Genomic DNA, 22,033 nt, shown 5'->3' with positions numbered 1-22,033 from the left:
CCGAAACCGGTTCGCCCCGCACGCCCGCCCCGCCCTGCCGCGAACGCGCCGCGCCGGTGCTCACAGCGCGTCGTACACGGCCTCGACGAGCGCCGTCTTGCGCGGGTCGTCGGCGATGCGCGACCCCATCCGGTTCATCACGTACCCCAGCGACACCCCGGCCTCCGGGTCGGCGAGGCCGCAGGAGCCGCCGAAGCCGTCATGACCGAAAGCGCGCGGGTTGGGACCGTAGGAGCCGTTGGCCCCGCTCAGCCACAACCCCAGGCCGAGCTCGGTCTCGTGGTCGAACCCGGCGCCCAGGACCAGGTCCCGGCAGGCGCCCTGCCCCTCGCGCACCCGCTCGGCCGCCTCGGGGGACAGGACGCGCCGGCCGCCGTACGCGCCCCGGCCGGCGAAGACGCCGTAGAGCGCGGCCACGGCCCGCGCCGTGCCGTGACCGTTGGCGGCCGGAATCTCCGCGGCCCGCCACCGGGGCGAGTTGGCCTCGGCCGCGCCTGCCAGGGGGTTGGTCAGCGCGGCGAGGGCCGCGGGCGTCAACTGGCTGAAGGCCGCCGCCTGTTCGCTTGCGGGGGCGGCCGGCGGGTGCACCAGCTCCGCCGCCCGCCCGGCCTCCTTCTCCGCGAGCCCGATGGTGAAGTCGACGCCCAGCGGGCCGGTCACCTCCCGCTCCAGGAAGGCCCCCGGCAGCAGTCCCGACACGCGCCGCACGACCTCCCCCACCAGGAAGCCGAAGGTGAGGGCGTGATAGCCGGACCGGGTGCCCGGCTCCCACCAGGGCTCGGTGGCCGCGAGGCGCGCCGTGGTCAGCTCCCAGTCGTAGAGCTGCTCGAGGGAGTGCGGCTCGCGCAGTCCGGCCAGGCCCGAGCGATGGGACAGCAGGTGCCGCACCAGCACTCCTTCCTTGCCCGCCGCGGCGAACTCCGGCCAGTACGCGGCCACCGGGGCGTCCAGGTCCAGCAGCCCGCGGTCGGCGAGGACGTGCGCGCACAGCGCCGTCGGCCCCTTCGACGTGGACCACACGTTGACCAGCGTGTCCCGCTCCCACGCGCGCGTGCGCGCCGGGTCCGCCCAGCCGCCCCACAGGTCGGCCACCGTCACGCCGTCGACCGTCACGCTGACCGCGGCGCCGAGCTCGCCCCGGTCCCGGAAGTCCTCCTCGAAGGCGGCGCGCACCGCGGCGAACCGCGGGTCGCAGTGGCCGTGAACCTGGGGAACGTGCTCGGACATGGGCCCTCCGTGGTCCGCCGGGACGTTCGGACCGCGAGGGTGCGGCCCGGGACCCCGAACGTACCGACTGGTCGGACTGGAGGGAAGGAGGCGGACGCGGATCGCGCGTGGGGCGCCGGGCGGCGGCTCAGGCGTACGAGCGCAGCCAGCGCAGCTTGACGGCCTCCTGGTAGGGGCCGCCGCCCTCGTGGTCGTTGAACTCGTACACCTCGATCCGCTTGTCCTCGTGCCCCCAGGCGTGGAAGGCGGCGAACACGGTCGAGGGCGGGCAGGTCTGGTCCTCCAGCGCCGCCGAGAACAGGGCCGGGGCCGAGCCGCGCGAGGCGAAGTGGACGCCGTCGAAGTAGGACAGGGTGCGCAGCGCGTCCTCGCCGCGTCCCCGGTGCGTCTTGAGGAACAGGCCGATCTCCCGGTAGGGATGACGGTCCGTCAGTGTCGCCGCGCGGGGGAAGTCGCACAGGAACGGCACGTCGGGCGCGACCGCCGCCAGGTCGCCGACCAGTCCTCCCACGGCGATCGAGATGCCGCCGCCCTGGCTCGCGCCGACCGCCACGGTCCGCGAGGCGTCGGTCAGCGGGTGCGACCGGGCCGCCTCGACCGCGCGGACCGCGTCCGTGAACACCCGCCGGTAGTAGTAGTGACCGGGGTCGTCGATGCCCCGCGTCATGAACCCGGGGTAGGAGGGCGCGCCGCCCACCGGGTCCGCGGTGCCGCCCCCGCCGCCCCACGCGCTGCCCTGCCCCCGGGTGTCCATGATGAAGTGCGCGCGGCCCGTGGACGCCCACAGCAGGTGCTCGTGCGGCAGTCCCCGTCCGCCGCCGTATCCGACGAACTCCACGACCAGGGGAAGCGGCCCGTCGGCCCCGGCCGGCAGCGTCAGCCAGGCCTTCACCGGGTGACCGCCGAACCCGGCGAACGTCACGTCGTACACCCGCACCGTGCTCAGGCCCGTGTCGACCGGTTCGAAGCGGGCGTCCAGGTCGTGCTCACGGGCCTCCTGGAGGGTCTTGGACCAGAACGCGTCGAAGTCCTCCGGCGCGACGGAGGCGCTGCGGTACGCGTCCAGTTCGTCGCGGGACAGGTCGAACAGGGCCATCGAGGACCACCTTTTGTCAATTGCCCATACGAATGATCACACCGTACGGGGGGCGCGGGAGGCGTCGCCAGAGTGCGTCGCACGCCTCAGGCGGGCCTGCGCCGGGTCCACTGCGGCTCGGTGCGCGCCCAGGCGCTCTCCCACTCCGCCAGCCGGTGACGCATCGCCACCCGGCGGACGACGGCGTGCCCGAGCAGGACCGAGGCCGCCGTGCCGCCGGCGACGCAGACGCCCAGGGTGAGGGTGTGCTGCCACACCATCGTGTCGTTCGGCGGCGGCGCGACACTGCGGCCGTGACCGTCGAACCACACGTCCACCACGTCCCCGCGGTGCGTGCCCGCCGGCACCCGGGCGGTGGCGGTCCGGGCGTGCCCGCCCGGCGGCGTCCACCGCACGCTCACCGAGACCATCTGCTGTCTGCCGCCCTCCACGGAGGGCATGGTCTCCGGCGGCCGGCCGACGACCTGCGCGCTCACCTCGTGCCGGTCCGCCCGCTGCCGCACCGCGGCCGCCTGGGCGTCGTCATGGGCCCAACGGCCCGCGAGCGCCCCGGCCAGGGGCGCGACCACCAGCAGCAGCGCGGCGACGACCAGTGCCGTCCACGCCTCGACGACGTCCGACCGGCGCCGCAGCGGATTGTCCCGCCGACGCCAGCCACGCACCCCGCTTCGCATGTCGACCTCCTCGCCGTCACGCGTACGAGTGCCCACCGCAGGGGGGTACCCCGTTCGGAGTACATCGTTTCACGCATCGTGCCCGACGGCCCCTCGGTGCGTCCCCGGCGCGGCCCGGCGACCGCCCCCACGGCTGCCCGCCGGGCTCCCGGCCCGGCTCAGCCGAAGCGTTCGATCCTGATGCGGTCCACCGGCTGCCCCGCCGCGACCAGCAGCCGCGACGCGTGCTCGGCGAACCCGTTCGAGCCGCAGACGTACGCCTCCCAGCCGCCCGCCGGTCCGTCGGCGAACAGCGGCGCCAGGTGCCCGGCGTCGAGCCGGCCCACGGGCACGCCGCGGGGCGCGCTCCGGGTGTACACGCGGGTCGTCTCCGCGCCGAGCTCGCGGGCGTAGATCAGTTCCTCGGGGCCGCGGGCGGACACCACCATCCGCAGCGGCACGTCGAGCCCGCGCGCGCGGTGGTGGCGGACCATCGACATCAGCGGGACGATCCCGGACCCGGCGCCGATCAGCAGCGCGGGCCGGTCGCCGGGCCAGGCGAAGAAGCCGCTGAGCGGACCGCGCACCTCGATCTCGTCGCCCGGCGCGGCCGTCGTGTGGAACCAGCCCGAGACCTCGCCGCCGTCCACGTGGTCGAGCGTCAGCTCGATGTGTCCCGTGTCGTCGGGCGCGGAGGCGAGCGAGTAGTGGCGCTGGGCGGTGTAGCCGTCGGCGGCGGTGAGCCGGAGCATCAGGTGCTGGCCGGGCAGATGGCCGGCCCAGGCCGGAGCCCGGAACCGGAAGGTGGACGCCTGCGGCGTCTCCCGGCGGATCTCGGTCAGGGTCACCGTCTGCCATGCGGAGGCGGCCTCGCCGCCGACGGCGATCCGGCCCGGCACGGCGAACCGGGTCGCCGGCGTGAACGTCGCCGGCGGGGGAGCGGCGGCCCGGGGCGGGGCGGCGAAGGCCTCAGTCACCGGAGTACCTCTGTTCCTCCCACGGGTTGCCGCGCGGGTGGTAGCCGTTCTGCTCCCAGAACCCCGGCTCGTCGTGGTCGAGCAGACGCAGGCCCGCGATCCACTTGGCGCTCTTCCAGAAGTACAGGTGCGGCACCAGCAGCCGGGCCGGACCGCCGTGCTCGGCCGCGAGGGGCTCGCCGTCGTGCTCCCAGGCGATCCAGGCCCGCCCGCCGGTCAGGTCGGCCAGCGGCAGGTTCGTGGTGTACCCGGTGTGCGAGTACGCCACCACATGGGTCGCGGACGCCTCGGGCCGCACGGCGTCCAGGAAGACGTCCATGCCGACGCCCCCGAACCGCACCCCGAACCTCGACCAGCTCGTGACGCAGTGGATGTCTCCCTCGTACACGGACTCCGGGAGCGCGTGCGCCTGGTCCCAGGTCCAGGTGCGGGGCGATCGCACCAGGCCGTCGATGCGGAAGGTCCAGTCGGCGGGGGCCAGGTCGGGCGTGACCTCGGCGGACAGCACGGGCCAGTCGTCGCCGGCGTCGTACTGGCCGGGAGGCAGCCCCGGGTCGGCGACACGGGGGCGGCCGGTGAAGCCTCGGGTGACGTTCATGGGGTTCCAGCGGGAGGGCGGCGGTTGCTTACGCAGTCCACCGTACGTGCACATCAGGGGTGTTCCGCACGGGGCCGGCCCGTCGATCGTTAAGGCGCTGTGAACAGGGCCCGGGGCGGGGAATAGCGCCCGATCACGCGTCCTTGCACGTGTCGTCCCCGCACCGGCGGCCGACGGGTCCGTCGGGCCGACGGCTACCGGCGGCGACGGGGACGCAGACGCCGGCGAAGGAGAGTGGGAGCAATGCCGAAGGCGTACGTCTTCACGCGGTACGGCCGCCCGGAGACCGAGGCGCTCGTCGATGCGGAGCGGACCCGTCCCGGGCCGGGCCAGGTCCTGGTCGCGGTGCGCGCGGCGGGCGCGAGCCGCGTCGACCGGAACCCGCGCACGGGTCTCCGGCGCGAGAGCGGGCGTGACGCGCGGGCGTTCCCCGCGGCGCCGGGCGGCGGGGCCTCGGACGCCCTGGGCGGACTCGCCCGGGGCGAGGCCGTCCTGGGGATCGGGGCGGGCGCATGACCGCCGCCGGGTCCGCACCGGGCACGAACGGCCGGGCGCCCGGGGAGGCCGGGGCTCCGCACGTCCTCGACAACCCGGCGCTCGCTGCGCTGACCGGCCCGCACGCGCACTTCGCCGAACGCCGGGGCCGCATCCTGCGCTATCCCGTCGACGTGTCGCCCTGGCTGGCCCTGCCGGACGAGCCGGACGCCGACGACTGGGCGGACCTCGCGGCGCTGGCCGGTCCCGGAGCGGAGGTCCCGCTGCCCGGGTTCCGGGGCGAGATCCCGTCCGGCTGGGAGATCACCTTCCGGGCCGAGGGCGTGCAGCTGGTCGACGACGGGCTGCGGACGGCCCCCGACCCGGAGGCCGTCCGGCTCGGCCCCGCCGACGTGCCGGAGATCCTCGACCTGGTGGCGCGCACCCGGCCCGGTCCGTTCGAGGCGCGCACCATCGAGCTCGGGGACTATCTCGGGATCCGGCGGGACGGCGCCCTGGTCGCGCTCGCCGGCGAACGGCTGCGGCCGCCGGGCTGGACGGAGATCAGCGCGGTCTGCACCGACCCGGCCTTCCGCGGCGAGGGGCTGGCCACCCGGTTGGTCCTGGCCGTCGCCCACGGCATCAGGGAGCGCGGGGACACGCCCTTCCTGCACACCGCGGCCGCCAACGTCAACGCCATTCGCCTCTACGAGTCCCTGGGCTTCCGCCTGCGCCGGAGGACGGCGTTCCTGGCCGCCCGGACGCCCGAGCGGCTGGGGGAGGGGCGGACGGCGGTCCCGGTGGCCTGAGGTCCGGGCCCGCCCCGGGTCAGTCGGCCTCCGGGGCGGGGTCGGGCCAGGCGTTGTACCGCACCAGGTACCGCGCGAACCGCTCCAGGTCACCGGCCGGCCACGCGGCCAGACGTTCGTGGAACGCGGTGCGACGGCTCTCGGTGACCTGCGCGAGGATGCGCCGCCCGGCGTCGGTGAGATGGAGGACCTGGACGCGGTGGTCGCCGGGGTCCTGGCGCCGGGCGATCAATCCGGCGCGCTCCAGCGCGACGACCTGCCGGCTCACCGTGGACTTGTCCAGGGCGTAGTGCGCGGCGAGGTCGGTGGCCCGGCAGCCGTCGCTCTCCTCCAGGTGGCCGAGCAGCGTGTACGACACCAGCGACAGCTCGGGATGCAGGCGGCCCGCCGAGGCGCGCGCCCGCCGCGCGAAGGCCGTCATCTCCCGCTGGATCGTCTCCACGGCGTCGGCTGCTTCCACCGCTCCTCTCCTTCCGGATCCCCTCGAACGCTCGGTTGCATAATACAACTTGGGGGGACGTCGATGTCATGAACAGCCGGCGGGCGCTGGGGTAGGGTGGCCGACGGCCGTGGAGGGTCCCGGCCGTGCGAGGCCCGGGAGGTGAGACCCATTACCGCTGTGTCAGGTCGGGTGCTCTCCTCCCGTGACGGCGTGGACCGCCGTGCCCGGGCGACCGTGTGAGCGCCCTTCGGCTCCTCGAAAGGCTCTCGGCTCCATGCCTCCCCTCACCCCTCCCGTCTCCTCCTCGTCGTCCTCCGCGCAGCCCCCGTCCACCCGTGACGCCCTCGTCCGCGCCCTGCGCGACGCCGGGTGCGTGTTCGCGGAGGAAGAGGCGGAGCTGATCCTCGCCGCGGCCTCGACGCCGGACGAGGCCGACGCCATGGCGCGACGGCGTGCGGCGGGTCTGCCCCTCGAACACGTCGTCGGCTGGGCCGAGTTCCACGGTCTGCGCGTCGGCGTCGGGCCGGGCGTCTTCGTGCCCCGCCGCCGCACCGAGTTCCTCGTCGACCAGGCCCTCGCCGCCGTGCCGCACGCGTCGGTGGTGGTCGACCTGTGCTGTGGCTCCGGCGCGGTCGGCGCCGCCCTGGCCGCCTCGCTCGGCGCGGTCGAGCTGCACGCCTGCGACATCGACCCGGTGGCGGTCGCGTGCGCCCGCCGCAACCTCGCCGAGCACGGCGGACACGCCCACACGGGCGATCTGTTCGCCGCGCTGCCCGGCCGGCTGCGCGGCCGCGTCGACATCCTGGCCGCGAACGTGCCCTACGTCCCCACCGACGAGGTGCCCCTGCTGCCGTCGGAGGCCCGGGAGCACGAGCCGCTCACCGCCCTCGACGGCGGCTGTGACGGACTGGACGTGCTGCGCCGCGTCGCCGCCGAGGCGCCGCTCTGGCTCGCGCCGGGCGGTCGCCTCCTCGTGGAGACCAGCGAACGCCAGGCGCCCGCCGCCGTGGAGGCGTTCACCCGCAGCGGTCTGACGGTGCGGGTGGCGCGGGACGAGGAGCTGTCCGCCCACGTGATCCTGGGGGCCCGCGTCAGGTAGCGGCGCCGCTGCCCGAGGGGCCGGGCGAGCCGTCCCGGCCGCCGCGGTCCCACGGGCCGTGCCCGGGGAAGCCGCCGCCATGGCCGTGACCGTCCCGGTCGTGGCCGCCGCGGCCGCGCTCGCCGAAGGAGCCGGCAAGGACCCGCTCGGCGCTGTTCGTCTTCCCCTCACGGGTTCCGACGACGAACACGGTGTCGCCCTTCTTCGGCGCGGCGGCCGCGGAGCCCGAGGCGCCGTCACCGCGGACGCGCGTGTCCTTGCCCAGCGTCCACGTCCACGAGGCGCCGTCCTCGCTCTTGACGGTGAGGTGGGCGTCGTCCGCCTTCTCGACGGTGCCCCGCTGCCAGACGCGCACCACCCAGTCGCCGCTTCGGGGGTCCTTCACGGTCGCCTCGCCGTGGACCGCGTCGCCGCCCGGCCCGAACCAGGGGCCGCCCCGGCCGTGCCGTGCGCCCGGCCCCTCGGAGGAGGAGGCGGACGGCGCCGCGGACGGCGAGCCGCCGCCCGGGCCGTCGGACGTGGCGGCGTACGCGACCGTGCCGCCCAGCGCCAGGACGGCGACGGCCGTGGCCGCGACGAGCGCCCGCGCGCGGGACGAACGGCGCCGCCAGGACGTGCGCAGCGGGCCGCCCACGCGTTCCCCGGCGCCGTGGGCCGGCCCCCACGACGTCCCGGCCTCCGGGTGCGGCTGCGGACCGTACGGTCCCTGCGGTTCCCTCGGCTCCCGCGGCTCCTGCATGGCGGCTCACTCTCCTCGGCGACGAACGGATCCGCTCCTGACACGCCTGTCTGTGATTGTCCGGGGCGCCGGTTAAGGAAGCGGTAACGAGAACCTGTGAACCGCGACGCCCGGCGGTTCAGCCGCTCTCCCGCTCAGCTGTCGCGTCGTTCAGCTGTTCCGCGGTCAGTGCCCGTGCCACCAGCAGCGCGACGTCGTCCTGGTTGTCCGGATGGTGCAACGCCCGCAGCAGAAGGTCGCACAGCTCCTCCAGCGGCCGGGCGGGATCGTCGAGCAGCGCCAGGAGGGCCTCCAGGCGCTCGTCGAGGGAATGGGTGCGGGTCTCGACCAGCCCGTCGGTGTACAGCACCAGCTGGTCGCCCGGGGCGAAGTCGACGCCGGTCGTGGAGAACGCCACCCCGCCCACGCCCAGCGGCACGCCGGTCGGCAGCTCCAGCAGTTCCGGCGGACGGCCGGGCCGTACCCGCACCGGCGGCAGGTGCCCGGCGTTGGCGATCCGGCACCGCCCGGAAGCGGGGTCGTGGACGGCGTACACGCAGGTGGCGATGGAGTGGTCCAGGCCCTGGGTGATGCGGTCCAGGTGTTCCAGGAGCACCGCCGGGTCGAGGTCGAGCGAGGCCAGCGTGGTCGTCGCCGTGCGCAGCCGGCCCATCGTGGCGGCGGCGTCGATGCCGCTGCCCATGACGTCGCCGACGACGAGCGCCGTCTTGCCGTCGGGCAGCGGGATGACGTCGAACCAGTCGCCGCCGACCTCCGTGGTGGCGCCCGCGGGCTGGTAGCGGGAGGCGACCGCCAGGCCGCCGGTGACGGGCGGATGGCTCGGCAGCAGGCTGCGCTGGAGGGTGAGCGCGGTGGTGCGGGCGTTCTGGTACCAGCGGGCGTTGTCGATCTGCACGGCCGCGCGGGCCGCCAGTTCGCGGGCGAGCAGCAGGTCGTCGTGGCTGAAGGGCGACCGGTTGCGGGTGCGCTTGAGATCGAGGGCGCCCAGCACCTCGCCGCGGGCGATGAGCGGCACCGCGAGGTAGGAGTGCACGCCGGCCCGGGCGAGGAGGGCGGCCGCCTGCGGGGAGCGGGCGATGCGGGCGAGGTCGGGCGCGCGCACCCGCGCCAGCATGACGGGCCGGCCCGCGCGCACGCACTCGGTGACGAGCCGGTCGGGCGCGTAGTGGGCCACCTCTCCGGGCTGGTCGGCCGCCCGCAGCGCGTCCGGCTCGTCGTCGGCGCGCACCGCGAGGGCGCGGATGACGGCGGGTTCGGCGGGCCCCAGGGTGGTGCGCCGGCCGGCGACCACCGCGTCGAGCAGATCCACCGCGGCCACGTCCGCCAGCTCCGGCACGGCCACCTCGGCGAGTTCGCGGGCGGTGCGCTCCAGGTCCAGGGTGGTGCCGATGCGGGTCGAGGCGTCGGCGACCAGCGCGAGCCGGCGGCGCGCCGCCTCGGCCTCGACGGCCGCCCGGTGCCGGTCCGTGACGTCCCTGACCGAGACGGCGACGCCCAGCACCGTGCCGCGCGCGTCCTCCAGGCGGTAGAGGGAGACCGACCAGGCGTGGTCCCTGCGCGGATCGGCCGGGGTGCGGCCGGCCGAGAGGCGGTCGACGAGCGGTTCCCCGGTGCGCAGCACCTGACGCGCCGCGTCCTCCAGGGCCTCGGCGTCCACCAGCGGCAGCACCTCGCGGACCGTGCGTCCGAGATGGTCGGCGGCCGGCACGCCGTTGATGCGCTCCAGCGCCGGGTTGACGGACACGTACCGCAGGTCGGTGTCCAGCACGGCGAGACCGTTGGGGGACTGCGCGACCATCCGGGTGGCCAGGGCCACGTCGCGTTCCAGCCGGCGCACCGTCGTCTGGTCGGCCGCCAGCCCCAGGGCGTAGACCTCGCCGCGTTCGTCCGTGAGCCGGATGTTGCGGAACTCCACCAGCACGGTGGAGCCGTCCTTGCGCCGGATGGGGAACGCTCCGGCCCAGCTCCGGCCCGTGGCCATGACGTCGGCGAACAGCTTCACCACCAGGTCGACGTGGCGTTCGTGGACCATCACCCGCGCCGCGAACCGGCCCAGCGCCTCCTGCGCGGTGTAGCCGAACAGCTCCTCGGCCTGAGGACTCCACAGCGCGATGCGGCCTTCGGTGTCGAGCACCACCGAGGCCACGTTCAGCACGTCCAGCAGCCCGCTCGGCCCGGTGGGGCCGGGGCTGTCGGCTGCGGACGGTCCGCCTGCGCTCATGCCACGCACCGCCTCCGCGCTTCGATGCGGCACGCCTTTCCCCATGCCGTCTCCCCCTGTTCTCTCGCGCTCAACCCATTTCCGCCACGCGGCCGGACGCCCGTCTCCATGCTCCTCCAGTACGGCCCGGCGCGCCGGTCTCCTCAGGGTCCGCCACCGTCCACCTTGTTGGTCTGTACATGACCACCCGTGCGGGCCAGACTGTGCGCCGAGCGCGCCCCAACCCCCCGTCACGAGGAGTCCCATGCCCCTGCGCCCCGTCCGCCGCCGCGCCCGTCCGGCCGGCGTCGCCCGCATCGCCCGCGCCTCCCTCCTCGCGCTGGCCGTCGCGACCGTCACCGCCCTGTCCGCGGCCCCGCAGGCCGCAGCGGCGGACGCCTGGACCGAGATCGGCTCCGACCGTGCCGACCCGCTGACCGAGAGCCAGGGACTGACCTCGGTCGAGGTCCCGGCGGGCAGCGCCAACCGCTACACCGGCATCGGGACCATCCCCCTGTCCCTGTCGCTGCGGAGCTGGAACCACGTCGGCGACCCGGACGCCTCCTACGGCGGGTACTACGTCGAGCCGTACCAGAGCGACTCGGCCGGCTCGAAGATGTACCGGGTGCAGGCGCCCGGCGGCGCCTGGTCGGAGTACGTCCACGCGCTCGGCCCGGGCGAGGCCCTGAACAACTCCTGGGTCGCGATCACGCCGGACAGCCAGTGGATGCTGTCGGGCGAGTGGGGCACCATGACCCGGTTCCTCGTCTTCCCCACCCCCGGCGCGAACGCGAGCACCTCGCCCTCCGCCAACCTGCCGCAGGCCTCGACGGTCCGCCTCGACCACGCCGTGCGCGACGTCCAGGGCTGCGACTTCACCGGACCGACCACCCTGCTGTGCGCCTCGGACGACCCGGACGGCACCCTCTTCGGCATCACCAAGCCGCTGCTCCAGATCGACCTGTCCGCGCAGCCGAACGGCGGCTCGGACGTCACCGGCCATGTCACGGCCCTGCGCCAGTTGCCCCTGCGCAGCTCCTGCTCGGGGTCCTTCGAGGTGGAGGGCGTCGACTACGACCGCCGCAGCGGCACCCTGCGCGTGATCGTCGTCTCGCCCGGCTTCTGCGTGCTGACCGACAGCAAGACGTACCGCTTCACCCGCGGCTGAGCCCGGGTCCGGCGGGCCCGCGTGCCGCCGGCCCGCCGCCCGGGCCGGCCCGCCGCCGGCCCGTCGCTGGTCCGGCCGGCAAAGGGATGCTTTTCTGGGGATGTGGAGCGGTCTGCGGGGAACCCGCACAGCCGCGCCACCCCACGAGAGGAGCGATCACGATGGATCGCCAGCGATCGCACGAGGAGTCCGTCTCCGTCGAGATCAGCGGATGCAGCAAGGAGGACGCCCGGATCGTCTTCGACACGCTGAACGCGTGCTTCGAGTCCGACCGCGGCGTGGGCGAGGAGCCGCAGCAACTCCACGAGTCGCGCCCGATGGTGTGGCTCGGGACCTTCGAGGTCACCGAGGCGCGCGACTGCGCCGAGCCGGCCCGGCTCTCGTCCTCCGTCGAGGCGGACGCCCAGGGCAGCTACTGGGCGATCGAGCGGCTCCGCTCCACGCTCGACTCGGTGTTCTCGGTGCGCGACCTGTCCTCGGCCTCCGGGGACCAGGAGCGCGAGCTGCACGTGCTGCTCGAGAGCCGGTGAGGCCCGAACGGCCGATCCGGTGCGCCGGCCTCGGCCGGTGACCTGCGGCACATGGGCCAGGCCTCATTGTGCAACTAGTTGCACAACCCGTGCGCGGTCCTCTAGAACTGAGGGACTACCGCCGCGCACGGAGGCCTGCCATGAGCCGTTACCCCCATCTGCTGAGCCCGCTCGACCTGGGCTTCACCACGCTGCCCAACCGCGTCCTGATGGGCTCGATGCACGTCGGCCTGGAGGAGGCCGAGCGCGGTTTCGCGCGCATGGCCGCCTTCTACGCCGCCCGCGCGCGCGGAGGAGTGGGCCTCATCGTCACCGGCGGCATCGCCCCCAACGACGAGGGGCGGCCCGGCGAGGGCGGCGCCAAGCTCACCACCGAAGCGGAGGCCGAGCAGCACCGCCTCGTCACCGACGCGGTGCACCGCGAGGGCGGCCGCATCGCGCTCCAGATCCTGCACTTCGGCCGGTACGCCTACCACCCGGAGCTGGTCGCGCCGAGCCCCGTGCAGGCCCCGATCAGCCCCTTCGTGCCCCGTGAGCTCACCGACGCCGACGTCGAGCGCACCATCGACGACTACGTCCGCACCGCCCGTCTCGCCCGGCAGGCAGGCTACGACGGCGTCGAGATCATGGGCTCCGAGGGCTACCTCATCAACGAGTTCATCGCCGCCCGCACCAACCACCGCACGGACCGCTGGGGCGGCTCCTACGAGAACCGGATGCGGTTCCCGGTCGAGATCGTGCGGCGGGTGCGCGAGGCGGTCGGCGAGGACTTCATCGTCGTCTACCGGCTGTCCATGCTGGACCTGGTGCCCGGCGGCTCCACCCTCGACGAGGTCGTCACGCTCGCCAGGGCGGTGGAGGAGGCCGGTGCGACGATCATCAACACCGGCATCGGCTGGCACGAGGCGCGCATCCCCACCATCGCCACCTCGGTGCCGCGCGGCGCCTACACCTGGGTGACGAAGAAGCTCATGGGCGCCGTCTCCGTGCCCCTGGTCACCACCAACCGGATCAACACCCCCGAAGTGGCCGAGGAGTTGCTCGCCGAGGGCTGCGCGGACATGGTGTCCATGGCCCGCCCGATGCTCGCCGACCCCGACTTCGTCAACAAGGCCGCCGCGGGCACGCCCGAGGCCATCAACACCTGCATCGGCTGCAACCAGGCCTGCCTCGACCACACCTTCAGCGGGAAGATCACCTCCTGCCTGGTCAACCCGCGCGCCTGCCACGAGACCGAGCTCGTCCTCGCCCCCACCCGGCTGCGCAAGCGCGTCGCGGTCGTCGGCGCGGGCCCCGCCGGTCTGGCGTGCGCGGTCAGCGCGGCCGAACGGGGCCACCACGTCACCCTCTTCGACGCGGCGAGCGAGATCGGCGGCCAGCTCAACGTCGCCCGCAAGGTGCCGGGCAAGCAGGAGTTCGACGAGACGCTGCGCTACTTCCGCCACCAGCTCGACGCGCACGGCGTGGACGTCCGCCTCGACACGCACGTCGCCGCCGAGGACGTGGCCGACTACGACGAGGTCGTCGTCGCCACCGGCGTCAGCCCCCGCATCCCCGACATCCCGGGCGTCGACCACCCGAGCGTCGTCGGCTACCTCGACGTCCTGCGCGACGGGGCGCCCGTCGGCGACCGCGTCGCGATCCTCGGCGCGGGCGGCATCGGCTTCGACGTCGCCGAGTTCCTCACCGACGGCGGCGACAAGACGAGCGAGGACCCGGCGGCCTACTTCCGCCAGTGGGGCGTCGACATGGACTACCGGGCCCCCGGCGGCCTGGCCGCCCCCGAGCGCCCCGCCGCGCCGCGCACGGTCCACCTCCTCCAGCGCAAGACCGGCAAGGTCGGCGCGGGCCTCGGCAAGACCACCGGCTGGATCCACCGCACCGAACTGCGGCACCGGGGCGTCACCATGGTCCCGGGCGTGCGCTACGACCGCATCGACGACGCCGGGCTCCACGTGACCGTCGGCGAGCAGAGCACCGTCCTGGAGGTCGACACGATCGTGCTGTGCACCGGCCAGGACCCGCGCCGCGACCTGTACGAGGCCCTGGTCGCCGCCGGCGGCTCCGTGCACCTCATCGGCGGCGCGGACGTGGCCGCCGAACTGGACGCCAAGCGCGCCGTCCAGCAGGGCACGGAGCTGGCGGCGGCCCTCTAGGCGCCCGGACCCCGTCCCTAGGATGACTCCATGTCACTCCCGCACGCGATCCTCACCGCCCTGCTCGAGCGGCCCTCGTCGGGGCTGGATCTGACCCGCAGGTTCGACCGGTCGATCGGATACTTCTGGTCGGCCACGCACCAGCAGATCTATCGCGAACTGGGACGACTGGAGGCCGAGGGCCACATCCGCGCCCTGCCGGCCGAGCAGCCGGCCCGCGGGCAGAAGAAGGCCTACGAGGTCCTGCCCGCGGGCCGCGCCGAACTCGCGCGGTGGACGGCGGCCGCCCAGGACCCCAAGCCGCACCGCGACGCCATGCTGCTGCGGCTGCGCGCGGCGGCCGTCGTCGGCACCGCCGGTCTGGAGGCGGACCTGCGCCGCCATCTGGAGCTGCACCGGCGGCAGTTGGCCGAGTACGAGGAGATCGAGAAGCGCGACTTCCCGCCCGGTGAGGGCAGCGCGCAGGCCAGGCTTCAGCACCTGGTCCTGCGCGCCGGCATCGAGCTGGAGACCTTCTGGACGCAGTGGCTCGCCGAGGCCCTGGAGGGGCTGCCCGCCGCGCAGGACCCGCCGCGGGAACCGTGAGGGGCCTCAGGGGTGCGACCGGGCCCCGGCGGCGGTGGCGTGCCTCAGAGCCGGTACGGCTTCGAGCGGCGGCGCAGGAACCAGGCCGCCGCGATGGCGCCCGCCCCCACCAGCGCTCCGCCCACCGCCATGGTGACGGTGCCGTAGTCGCGAGTGGCGCCGCCGAGCCCGCCCATGACCCCCCGTGAGGGCGAGGCCGTCGCGGAGATCGTCGGGGTGGACGGGGCGGAGACGATCACGGACTGGGTGCCCGCGGTGTCGCCCCGCGAGCACATGACGACCACGGTGTAGGTGCCCGGGGAGACGCCCGACCACGCGGCGGACTGCCCGGAAGCCGTTCCCGACAGGGCCACCTGACGGCCCTGGGAGAAGCTCGCCTGACCGCTCGTGAGCAGGGCGGCCGTGCCCCAGCTGCCGTTGATCTGGGTGCAGCTGCCGGTCACCACCGACACGGTGGAGCCGGTCGTGCTGACGGAGATGCCCGAGGCCCGGGCGGCGGCCGGCCCGGAGGCGAGGGTGAGGGGCAGCGCGGCTGCGGCTGCCACGGTCAGCCCTGAGCGGACGAGGAGACGGGAAGTGCGCATGGGATGTCCTCCGGCGGCGGCACGGTTGGCGGTACATCCCTTGCGCCGCCGAGGATCGGGTACGCCCGTGCTGCCTCAGGGTCAGCCAATGCGCCGCCCGTCCGCCCCGCACCCGGGCCGCACCCGGCCAGGTGACGGATTCCCCCGGACGGCCCTGACGGCGGCCCGGCTCACCCGCGCCCGCCCGTCGTCACCGAGCGCGGCGCCGAGAACGCGCCCCAGGTGCCGTCCGGCAGCCGGGCCCGCAGCCGCACCCGGTGGCCGACCCCCGCCTCCCGCCCCACGTAGAAGCTGTACGTCGCCCTTCCCCGCGGCGGGGCGCCGCCCCAGACCAGCGAGGTGGCCACCCGCCCGTCGAGCTCGACCTGGTATTCCGTGACGACGCCGTCCACCTGCGGCGGCGTCCAGGACAGGTCGAGCTGGTAGGCGCCGTCGGCGAGCCGGGCGGCGGCACGGAAGTCGGCCGGCGCGGTGCCGCGCCCCGCGTCCGCGCCGGCCGCGGTCGTCAGACGCACGGGCGGACCGGCGGGCGAGAGGTTGCCGGCCGCGTCGCGGGCCCGGACGGTGAACGCGTAGCGGGTGTGCGGCCGCAGCCCCGTGACGACCGTCGCCGTCTGCCCCCCTCCGACGCTGTGGATCTTCGTGCCGCCCTGGTAGACGTCGTACGACACGACCCGGCGGTCGTCGGTGGCGGCGGACCAGGACAGCTGGACCGCCCGGCTCCCGGCGGCCCGGCCGGTGACCCGGCCCGGCGCGGTCGGGGCGGCGCCGTCCGCGAGGGCGGCGGCCGCGGTGGTGGCCCGCGCCTCCCGGCTGCGCGGGCCGAGCCGCCCCTCGGCGTCGCGGGCCCGCACGGTGAAGACGTACGCGGTGGACGGGGCGAGCCGGACGACGTCCAGCATGTGCGCGGAGCCGGGCGCCTCGCCGGCCTTTCGGCCGTCCCGGTACACCTCGTAGGCGCTGACCTCGCCGTCGGCGGCGACCGCGTTCCACATCACGTGCACGCTCGTCGCGCTCCCGGCCTGCGCGCTGACGCCCGTCGGCGCGCCGGGCGCCCGCCCCTCGTCCACGCCGCCCGTGGCGGCGCAGCCGCACGTCACGGCCGCCACCAGCGTGCTCCCCGCAAGGCCCAGCGCAACACGTCGCACGGCTTCGCCTCCCGGCCCGGCACGGCGGCAATGGTCCGGACCAATATGGCGTGGTCCCCGCGAGCGCGGCAAGAGGGCGGCGGTCTCGCGGGGCCGCCGACGGCGACCGCGTCGGGACGTTACGTATGCTGAAGCCCTTCGCGGCTGAACTCTCCCTGAGGGAACGGAAGTTCACGCCGGTGGCGCGGACCGCTGTCGTCGCTGATCCCGCGCCCGCGGAGTCGCCCGGGGGCCCGGGGCCGCACAGGCCGCCGGGCCCCCGGCCTCCTGCTCGGCCCCGGACGCCGCTCCTTGGCGCACGAGGCGCCCGCCGGGGCGGTCAGTCGACGAAGTAGGCCCCGGCGACGGCGTAGGTGTCCTCGTAGAGGTGGTACCGGGTGATCCGCCCGTCCCGGACCGTGGCGTGCAGGGCGAACGCGGTGTCGATCTCGCGGCCCGTCTTCCTCACCTCGGAGACCATGCGCCCGAGGAGCACCACGTCGTCGCCCTCGGCGACGATCTGCCGCAGGTCGAACTCCTTGGCCCGCACATGGGTCCCCAGCAGCTCGAAGAACGTCCGCATCCCGTCCGCCGAGTCGACCTCCGGCACCCAGGGGATGCCCGGCGGATGCGGGATCGAGAACGACACGGAATCGGCGAACAGGGCCGCCGCCTCCGCGGTCCTGCCCTCGGCGAGCAGGGGGAACAGTCGCTGCACGGTCTGCGTCGGTGACTCGGCTGTCATGTACGCCGACCCTACCGTCCGGCGGCGTGCCGGGCGCCGGCCTCCGCCCCCGTTCCCCCGTTAGCCCTGCCGGAGGCCGCGCACCGCGCGTCGTGCACCGTACGGCCCCGTCGGAGTGGCCGCGTGATCAGGTCGGCACCAGATTGTTCCGAGTGTCCGTCACCGTCCTCACGAGAGGGTCCCGCATCGTGCGCGTCAAGTCGCTGACACTGGCCGCGGCCGGCCTGGCCCTGCTGGCCCCGGCCACCCCGTCCGTGGCGGCGCGTCCGTCCCCGGCCGCCGCCGGATCCTCCTCGTCCCGGCAGGAGGGCTCGGTGCGCGCAGCCGACCTCCTGGCCCGCGTCCGGGACTGCGCCCCCGTCTCCCGCGGCCGGTACCGCACCGACGACGACATGCCCGCCACGGTCCCGGTCTGCGGCACCGACGAGGCGGTGTTCTGGACGGCCGACATGGACATCGACTGCGACGGCCGCCCGGGCCCCCACTGCAACAGCGGCACCGACCCGCTGTTCTCCGAGGCCACCGCCTTCCAGCAGTCCGACGGCCGCTATCTGAGCGCCGAGGAACTGCCCTACATCGTGGTCCCCGGCGTGAGCGCCGTGTGGGACCACCGCGCCCACGGGGTGGGCGGGGGATCGGTCGCGGCCGTCGTCTACGGGGACCGGGTCGAGTACGCCGTCGTCGGCGACGTCGGGCCGCGCGAGATCATCGGCGAGGCGTCCTACGCCACCGCCAGGGCCCTCGGCATCCGCGCCGACCCGCACGGCGGCGGCACGCCCTCGGGGGTCACGTACATCGTCTTCAGGAACGCCCGGGCGACGCCCATCGAGAGCCACGCCTCCGCGGTGGCCGTCGGGGAGCGGCTGGCGCGGGCGTTCGTCCAGGGAGGCGGGGCGGGCGCGACGACCACCCCCGCGCCCTCCGCTCCCGCGCCCTCGGCGCCCCCGGCGACGGACGCCGGCGCGGCGGCCCGCGAGGAGGCCGCCGAGGACGACTGGACGCCGAACACGGAGCCCGAGTCGGAGGAGCCCCTGGAAACCCCGGACGGCACGGACGGCGGCGCCGCAACGACCCCGCACCCGGGCGCCGGGAACGGCGAAGGCCCCGGGCAGGACGACGGGGACGGCTGAGGCCGACCGGGCCGGGCGCCGGGGCGTGTGACGACGGTTGCCGCGACGGGCCCGGACGGCGCGACGGTCGCGGCACACGGTCCCGGCCGGGCCCGCCGCCACGCCCGGAGCGCTGTCGCGCTTGCACCACCGCCCCGCCCGGACCGGCGTCACGCCGGTGCCACCGTCATCTCACCCCTCGTCCGCCGTCGTCCCCGCCCAGAGGTCGGGGCACGACCGCCCGCCGCCGCGGGTCCGGCGGAACACCTCGGACGAAACCCGCGTCCCGCCTGACCGCCTGACCGCCTGACCGCCTGACCGCCTGACCGCTCCGGTCGGCCGGTCACGGTCACCCGGGAGCGGCCGGCCGGGGCCCGGCCGCCGTGTCACACCTTGCGGTAGGTGTACGCCTCCTGGGCCGCCGCCTCCACGGCGTCGAGGTCGGCGCCCGCCGCCGAGGTGACCACCGCGGCCACCGCGCCCTCCACGAACGGGGCGTCCACCAGCCGCGTGGCGCCGGGCAGCTCGTCGCCCTCGGCGAGCAGCGCCTTGACCGTGAGGACCGCGCTGCCCAGATCGACGAGGACCGCGACTCCGGCCCCCCGGTCCACCGAGGCCGCCGCCGCGGTGATCAGTTCGGCACTGGTGCCCAGCCCCCCGCCCTCCGTGCCGCCCGCCGCGGCGACCGGCACGGCCGTGCCGCCGCCGGCCAGTCCCCGTGCCAGCTCGGCCACGGCCTCGGCCACCTGCGCGCTGTGCGACACCAGCACGACCCCTACCGGCTCCCGCGTGCTCATCGGCGCCTCACTTCCCCGCGGTCTCGGCCAGGGCGGCGACGAGCAGCGCCGCCGAGGTCGCGCCCGGGTCCTGGTGGCCGATGCTGCGTTCGCCGAGATAGCTGGCCCGTCCCTTGCGGGCCTGGAGCGGGGTCGTCGCCTCCGCGCCCTGCTCGGCGGCGGAGCGGGCGGCGTCGAAGCCGTCGGCGATGCGCTCGAGGGCCGGCGCCAACGCGTCGATCATGGTCTTGTCGCCGGGCGCGGCCCCGCCGAGCTGCATCACGGCGTCCACGCCGGCCCGCAGCGCCTCGGCGAACTGCTGCTCGTCCACCTCCGCCGCGTCGCCCAGCGCTTTGCCGGTCCTGCGCAGCAGCGTGCCGTACAGCGGCCCCGAGGCCCCGCCGACCGTCGAGATCAGCTGACGGCCCGCGAGGGTCAGGACGGCGCCCGGAGTCGCGGGCGACTCCTTCTCCAGCGCGGCGGTCACCGCGGTGAAGCCGCGCCGGAGGTTGCTGCCGTGGTCGGCGTCCCCGATGGGCGAGTCGAGGGCCGTGAGCCGGTCCGCCTCGCGGTCCACGGCCGCGGCGGTCGCCGTCATCCAACGGCGGAAGAAGTCGGCGTCGAGCACGGGATCTCCTTGCATGGTCGGTACGGTCCGGGCTCGCGTCCTGCCTCAGACGCCCCAGCGCAGGCCGGCGGTCTTCACCGGCGCGTTCCACAGCCGCAGCCGCTCCTCGTCGACCTCGCAGAGGGTCACCGAGGCGCCGGCCATGTCGAGGGACGTGACGTAGTTGCCGACCAGGGTGTGCGCGACGACCACGCCCCGCTGCGCCAGCACCCGCTGCACCTCCGCGTTGAAGCCGTACAGCTCCAGCAGCGGCGTCGCGCCCATGCCGTTGACCAGGACGAGGACGGGGTTGCGGGGCGTGATGTCGTCGAGGATCGCCGAGACGGCGAATTCGGCGATCTCGCCCGACGTCATCATCGGCCGCCGCTCGCGCCCGGGCTCGCCGTGGATGCCGACGCCCAGCTCCAGCTCGCCGGCCGGCAGGTCGAAGGTCGGGCTGCCCTTGGCCGGCGTCGTACAGGCGCTGAGCGCCACGCCGAAGCTGCGGGAGCTCTCGTTGACCTGCCGGGCGAGCGTGGCGACCCGGTCCAGCGGCTGCCCCTCCTCGGCCGCGGCGCCCGCGATCTTCTCGACGAACAGCGTCGCGCCCGTGCCGCGCCGCCCGGCCGTGTAGAGACTGTCGGTGACGGCGACGTCGTCGTCGACGAGCACCTTGGCGATCTGGATGCCCTCGTCCTCGGCGAGCTCGGCCGCCATGTCGAAGTTGAGCACGTCACCGGTGTAGTTCTTCACGACGAACAGGACCCCGGCCCCGCTGTCGACGGCCGCGGCGGCCCGCACCATCTGGTCCGGGACCGGCGAGGTGAACACCTCGCCCGGGCAGGCGGCGGAGAGCATCCCCGGTCCGACGAAACCGCCGTGCAACGGCTCGTGCCCCGACCCGCCGCCGGAGACCAGCGCGACCTTCCCGGCCACCGGCGCGTCCCGCCGTACGATCACCCGGTTCTCGACGTCCACGGTCAGATCGGGATGGGCTGCCGCCATCCCGCGCAGCGCGTCCGCGACGACGGTCTCGGGAACGTTGATCAGCATCCTCATGGATACCTCCCAGGGGACTAGTAGATGCGGCTCCACCTCCATTCTGCGCGTCGGGCCGGGCTGGGTCACTTGCCGGACACGCCGACGCGCCGGGATCGGGGGCAGGGATCTGGCCGGACCGGCCCGCGGGCGGCCCCGGCGCGGGTGACGGCGAGCCAACTGCCGTGCGCGGCGCACGAGTCGGGGCCCGCACGCCCCGCCGACCTCGTCGGCTCCCGCGGGGTGCCGGAGTCGCCCTGCTGTGCGTTACTGGTGTCCGGTGCGACCTTCACCCCGCGGGGTTCCGCCGTTCGCCTGCTCTTCACGCAGAGTGGGCTTCGGCCTCGTAGGGTCACGGCCGCCGCCCCCCACCACGTCGCTTCTGTCCGGAGGACAGTCATGGCCGCCGTCAAGGCTCCCCAGCGCACCAGACACCCCCTCGCCGCGCTCGCCGGCGCCGCCGCCCTCACCGCCGCGTCGATCGGCGTGTGGGCCGCGACGGCCTCCAGCGCCGAGGCCGCCGCTCTCCCCGCCCCCGACCACGTCGTGGTCGTGGTGATGGAGAACCACGCCTACACGCAGGTGATCGGCAGCTCCAGCGCCCCCTACCTCAACAACACCCTCAAGGCCGGCGGAGCCGCCCTCACCCAGTCCTACGGCCTCACCCACCCCAGCGAGCCGAACTACTACATGCTGTTCTCCGGCTCCAACCAGGGCCGCACCGACGACAGTTGCGTGTCCGTCGGCTCCCTGTCCAAGCCCAACCTGGCCTCGGAGCTGATCGCCGAGGGCAAGACGTGGGCGAGCTACAACGAGTCGCTGCCCAGCCAGGGTTCGACGACGTGCAGCAGCGGCAAGTACGCCCAGAAGCACAACCCGTGGTTCGGCTTCTCCAACGTGCCGACGAACACGGCGAAGACGTTCGCGCAGTTCCCGACCGACTACACGACCCTGCCGAAGGTGTCGTTCGTCGTGCCGAACCTGTGCAGCGACATGCACGACTGCTCGGTCTCCACCGGCGACACCTGGATCAAGAACAACCTGGGCGCGTACGCCGCCTGGGCCAGGACCCACAACAGCATCCTCGCCGTCACCTTCGACGAGGACAACAAGCTGTCCGGCAACCGCATCCCCACCCTCTTCTACGGAGAGCACGTCACGCCCGGCAGCTCCAGCTCCACCACCTACAACCACTACAACGTGCTGCGCACGCTGGAGGACCTCGCCGGGCTGAGCGCCCACGCGGGCAACGCCGCCTCGGCGTCGGACATCACCGGCATCTGGAACTGACGCC

22 protein-coding genes and 1 pseudogene are annotated in these 22,033 nt (G+C 74.8%); 9 read left to right on the top strand and 14 right to left on the bottom strand.

Annotated features, from left to right (window positions below; translation table 11 throughout):
- Window positions 1-60: 60 nt before the first annotated feature.
- From KMS84_RS06660 to KMS84_RS06640, 5 genes are all read right to left on the bottom strand, one after another.
- Window positions 61-1,227, bottom strand: a complete 1,167-nt coding sequence (locus KMS84_RS06660) for a serine hydrolase domain-containing protein (protein ID WP_256915124.1) — start codon at window positions 1,225-1,227, stop codon at window positions 61-63.
- A 127-nt stretch (window positions 1,228-1,354) separates the two neighbouring features.
- The gene (locus tag KMS84_RS06655; RefSeq protein ID WP_256915123.1) at window positions 1,355-2,323 is read right to left on the bottom strand and encodes an acetylxylan esterase; all 969 of its coding nucleotides are present in this window, start codon (window positions 2,321-2,323) and stop codon (window positions 1,355-1,357) included.
- An 86-nt stretch (window positions 2,324-2,409) separates the two neighbouring features.
- Window positions 2,410-2,997 (bottom strand): Rv1733c family protein, encoded by a 588-nt coding sequence (locus tag KMS84_RS06650; protein ID WP_256915122.1) that lies wholly within the window; start codon window positions 2,995-2,997, stop codon window positions 2,410-2,412.
- Between the two features lie 158 nt (window positions 2,998-3,155).
- Window positions 3,156-3,953 carry a ferredoxin reductase gene (locus KMS84_RS06645; protein WP_256915121.1) on the bottom strand — a complete coding sequence of 266 codons (798 nt, stop codon included), beginning with the start codon at window positions 3,951-3,953 and terminating at the stop codon, window positions 3,156-3,158.
- Window positions 3,946-4,551, bottom strand: coding sequence for a sulfite oxidase-like oxidoreductase (locus KMS84_RS06640; RefSeq protein ID WP_256915120.1), 606 nt, complete (start codon window positions 4,549-4,551; stop codon window positions 3,946-3,948). Before KMS84_RS06640 ends, KMS84_RS06645 begins: the two co-directional genes overlap by 8 nt.
- A gap of 243 nt (window positions 4,552-4,794) precedes the next feature.
- On the opposite strand from KMS84_RS06640, the gene KMS84_RS06635 reads away from it, so the two are divergent.
- Together KMS84_RS06635 and KMS84_RS06630 are read left to right on the top strand one after the other, a co-directional pair.
- Window positions 4,795-5,067: an MDR/zinc-dependent alcohol dehydrogenase-like family protein gene (locus tag KMS84_RS06635; RefSeq protein ID WP_256915119.1), complete on the top strand. Its 273-nt coding sequence runs from the start codon at window positions 4,795-4,797 to the stop codon at window positions 5,065-5,067.
- A complete protein-coding gene (locus tag KMS84_RS06630; protein WP_256915118.1) occupies window positions 5,064-5,834 on the top strand; it encodes a GNAT family N-acetyltransferase in 771 nt (256 codons plus the stop codon). Before KMS84_RS06635 ends, KMS84_RS06630 begins: the two co-directional genes overlap by 4 nt.
- A 19-nt stretch (window positions 5,835-5,853) precedes the next feature.
- Here the strand turns inward: KMS84_RS06630 and KMS84_RS06625 are convergent, their stop codons facing one another.
- Window positions 5,854-6,294 (bottom strand): MarR family winged helix-turn-helix transcriptional regulator, encoded by a 441-nt coding sequence (locus KMS84_RS06625; RefSeq protein WP_256915117.1) that lies wholly within the window; start codon window positions 6,292-6,294, stop codon window positions 5,854-5,856.
- Window positions 6,295-6,550: 256 nt separating this feature from the next.
- Between KMS84_RS06625 and KMS84_RS06620 the strand changes: the two genes are divergently transcribed.
- Window positions 6,551-7,375 (top strand): putative protein N(5)-glutamine methyltransferase, encoded by an 825-nt coding sequence (locus KMS84_RS06620; RefSeq protein ID WP_256915116.1) that lies wholly within the window; start codon window positions 6,551-6,553, stop codon window positions 7,373-7,375.
- Here the strand turns inward: KMS84_RS06620 and KMS84_RS06615 are convergent.
- Window positions 7,368-8,114, bottom strand: coding sequence for a hypothetical protein (locus KMS84_RS06615; RefSeq protein WP_256915115.1), 747 nt, complete (start codon window positions 8,112-8,114; stop codon window positions 7,368-7,370). The genes KMS84_RS06620 and KMS84_RS06615 overlap by 8 nt on opposite strands.
- Before the next feature lie 118 nt (window positions 8,115-8,232).
- A complete protein-coding gene (locus tag KMS84_RS06610) occupies window positions 8,233-10,335 on the bottom strand; it encodes a SpoIIE family protein phosphatase (protein ID WP_256915114.1) in 2,103 nt (700 codons plus the stop codon).
- 244 nt (window positions 10,336-10,579) lie between these two features.
- Between KMS84_RS06610 and KMS84_RS06605 the strand changes: the two genes are divergently transcribed.
- The 4 genes from KMS84_RS06605 (at window position 10,580) to KMS84_RS06590 (ending at window position 14,753) form a co-directional block, all read left to right on the top strand.
- Window positions 10,580-11,482 (top strand): hypothetical protein, encoded by a 903-nt coding sequence (locus tag KMS84_RS06605; protein ID WP_256915113.1) that lies wholly within the window; start codon window positions 10,580-10,582, stop codon window positions 11,480-11,482.
- A gap of 161 nt (window positions 11,483-11,643) precedes the next feature.
- Complete coding sequence (locus KMS84_RS06600) at window positions 11,644-12,012, top strand: hypothetical protein (RefSeq protein ID WP_256915112.1); 369 nt, start codon at window positions 11,644-11,646, stop codon at window positions 12,010-12,012.
- A 140-nt stretch (window positions 12,013-12,152) separates the two neighbouring features.
- Window positions 12,153-14,168, top strand: coding sequence for an FAD-dependent oxidoreductase (locus KMS84_RS06595; protein WP_256915111.1), 2,016 nt, complete (start codon window positions 12,153-12,155; stop codon window positions 14,166-14,168).
- Between the two features lie 30 nt (window positions 14,169-14,198).
- Window positions 14,199-14,753, top strand: a complete 555-nt coding sequence (locus KMS84_RS06590) for a PadR family transcriptional regulator (protein ID WP_256915110.1) — start codon at window positions 14,199-14,201, stop codon at window positions 14,751-14,753.
- Window positions 14,754-14,797: 44 nt separating this feature from the next.
- On the opposite strand, the gene KMS84_RS06585 is transcribed toward KMS84_RS06590, so the two are convergent.
- From KMS84_RS06585 to KMS84_RS06575, 3 genes are all read right to left on the bottom strand, one after another.
- Window positions 14,798-15,337, bottom strand: coding sequence for a hypothetical protein (locus KMS84_RS06585; RefSeq protein WP_256915109.1), 540 nt, complete (start codon window positions 15,335-15,337; stop codon window positions 14,798-14,800).
- Window positions 15,338-15,507: 170 nt separating this feature from the next.
- Entirely contained in the window at window positions 15,508-16,485 is a 978-nt protein-coding gene (locus tag KMS84_RS06580) for a fibronectin type III domain-containing protein (RefSeq protein WP_438818905.1), read from the bottom strand.
- A 319-nt stretch (window positions 16,486-16,804) separates the two neighbouring features.
- Complete coding sequence (locus KMS84_RS06575; protein ID WP_256915108.1) at window positions 16,805-17,209, bottom strand: nuclear transport factor 2 family protein; 405 nt, start codon at window positions 17,207-17,209, stop codon at window positions 16,805-16,807.
- Window positions 17,210-17,397: 188 nt separating this feature from the next.
- On the opposite strand from KMS84_RS06575, the pseudogene KMS84_RS06570 reads away from it, so the two are divergent.
- Window positions 17,398-18,099: pseudogene (locus tag KMS84_RS06570) on the top strand (glycoside hydrolase family 75 protein); the annotation flags it as partial.
- A gap of 605 nt (window positions 18,100-18,704) precedes the next feature.
- Here KMS84_RS06570 and KMS84_RS06565 read toward each other — a convergent pair.
- From KMS84_RS06565 to dhaK, 3 genes are read right to left on the bottom strand one after another with little or no spacing between them, the layout of a single operon-like run.
- Complete coding sequence (locus KMS84_RS06565) at window positions 18,705-19,115, bottom strand: PTS-dependent dihydroxyacetone kinase phosphotransferase subunit DhaM (RefSeq protein WP_256915107.1); 411 nt, start codon at window positions 19,113-19,115, stop codon at window positions 18,705-18,707.
- A 7-nt stretch (window positions 19,116-19,122) separates the two neighbouring features.
- A complete protein-coding gene (dhaL, locus tag KMS84_RS06560; protein ID WP_256915168.1) occupies window positions 19,123-19,722 on the bottom strand; it encodes a dihydroxyacetone kinase subunit DhaL in 600 nt (199 codons plus the stop codon).
- Between the two features lie 45 nt (window positions 19,723-19,767).
- Window positions 19,768-20,760 (bottom strand): dihydroxyacetone kinase subunit DhaK, encoded by a 993-nt coding sequence (gene dhaK / locus KMS84_RS06555; protein WP_256915106.1) that lies wholly within the window; start codon window positions 20,758-20,760, stop codon window positions 19,768-19,770.
- A 378-nt stretch (window positions 20,761-21,138) separates the two neighbouring features.
- Here dhaK and KMS84_RS06550 point away from each other — a divergent pair, with 378 nt between their 5' ends.
- Complete coding sequence (locus tag KMS84_RS06550) at window positions 21,139-22,029, top strand: alkaline phosphatase family protein (protein ID WP_256915105.1); 891 nt, start codon at window positions 21,139-21,141, stop codon at window positions 22,027-22,029.
- The last annotated feature ends 4 nt before the right edge of the window (window positions 22,030-22,033 follow it).

The sequence above is a fragment of the Streptomyces hilarionis genome, assembly GCF_024539675.1.
GTDB lineage: Bacteria > Actinomycetota > Actinomycetes > Streptomycetales > Streptomycetaceae > Streptomyces > Streptomyces hilarionis.
This window is presented reverse-complemented; position numbering and strand designations above follow the sequence as displayed.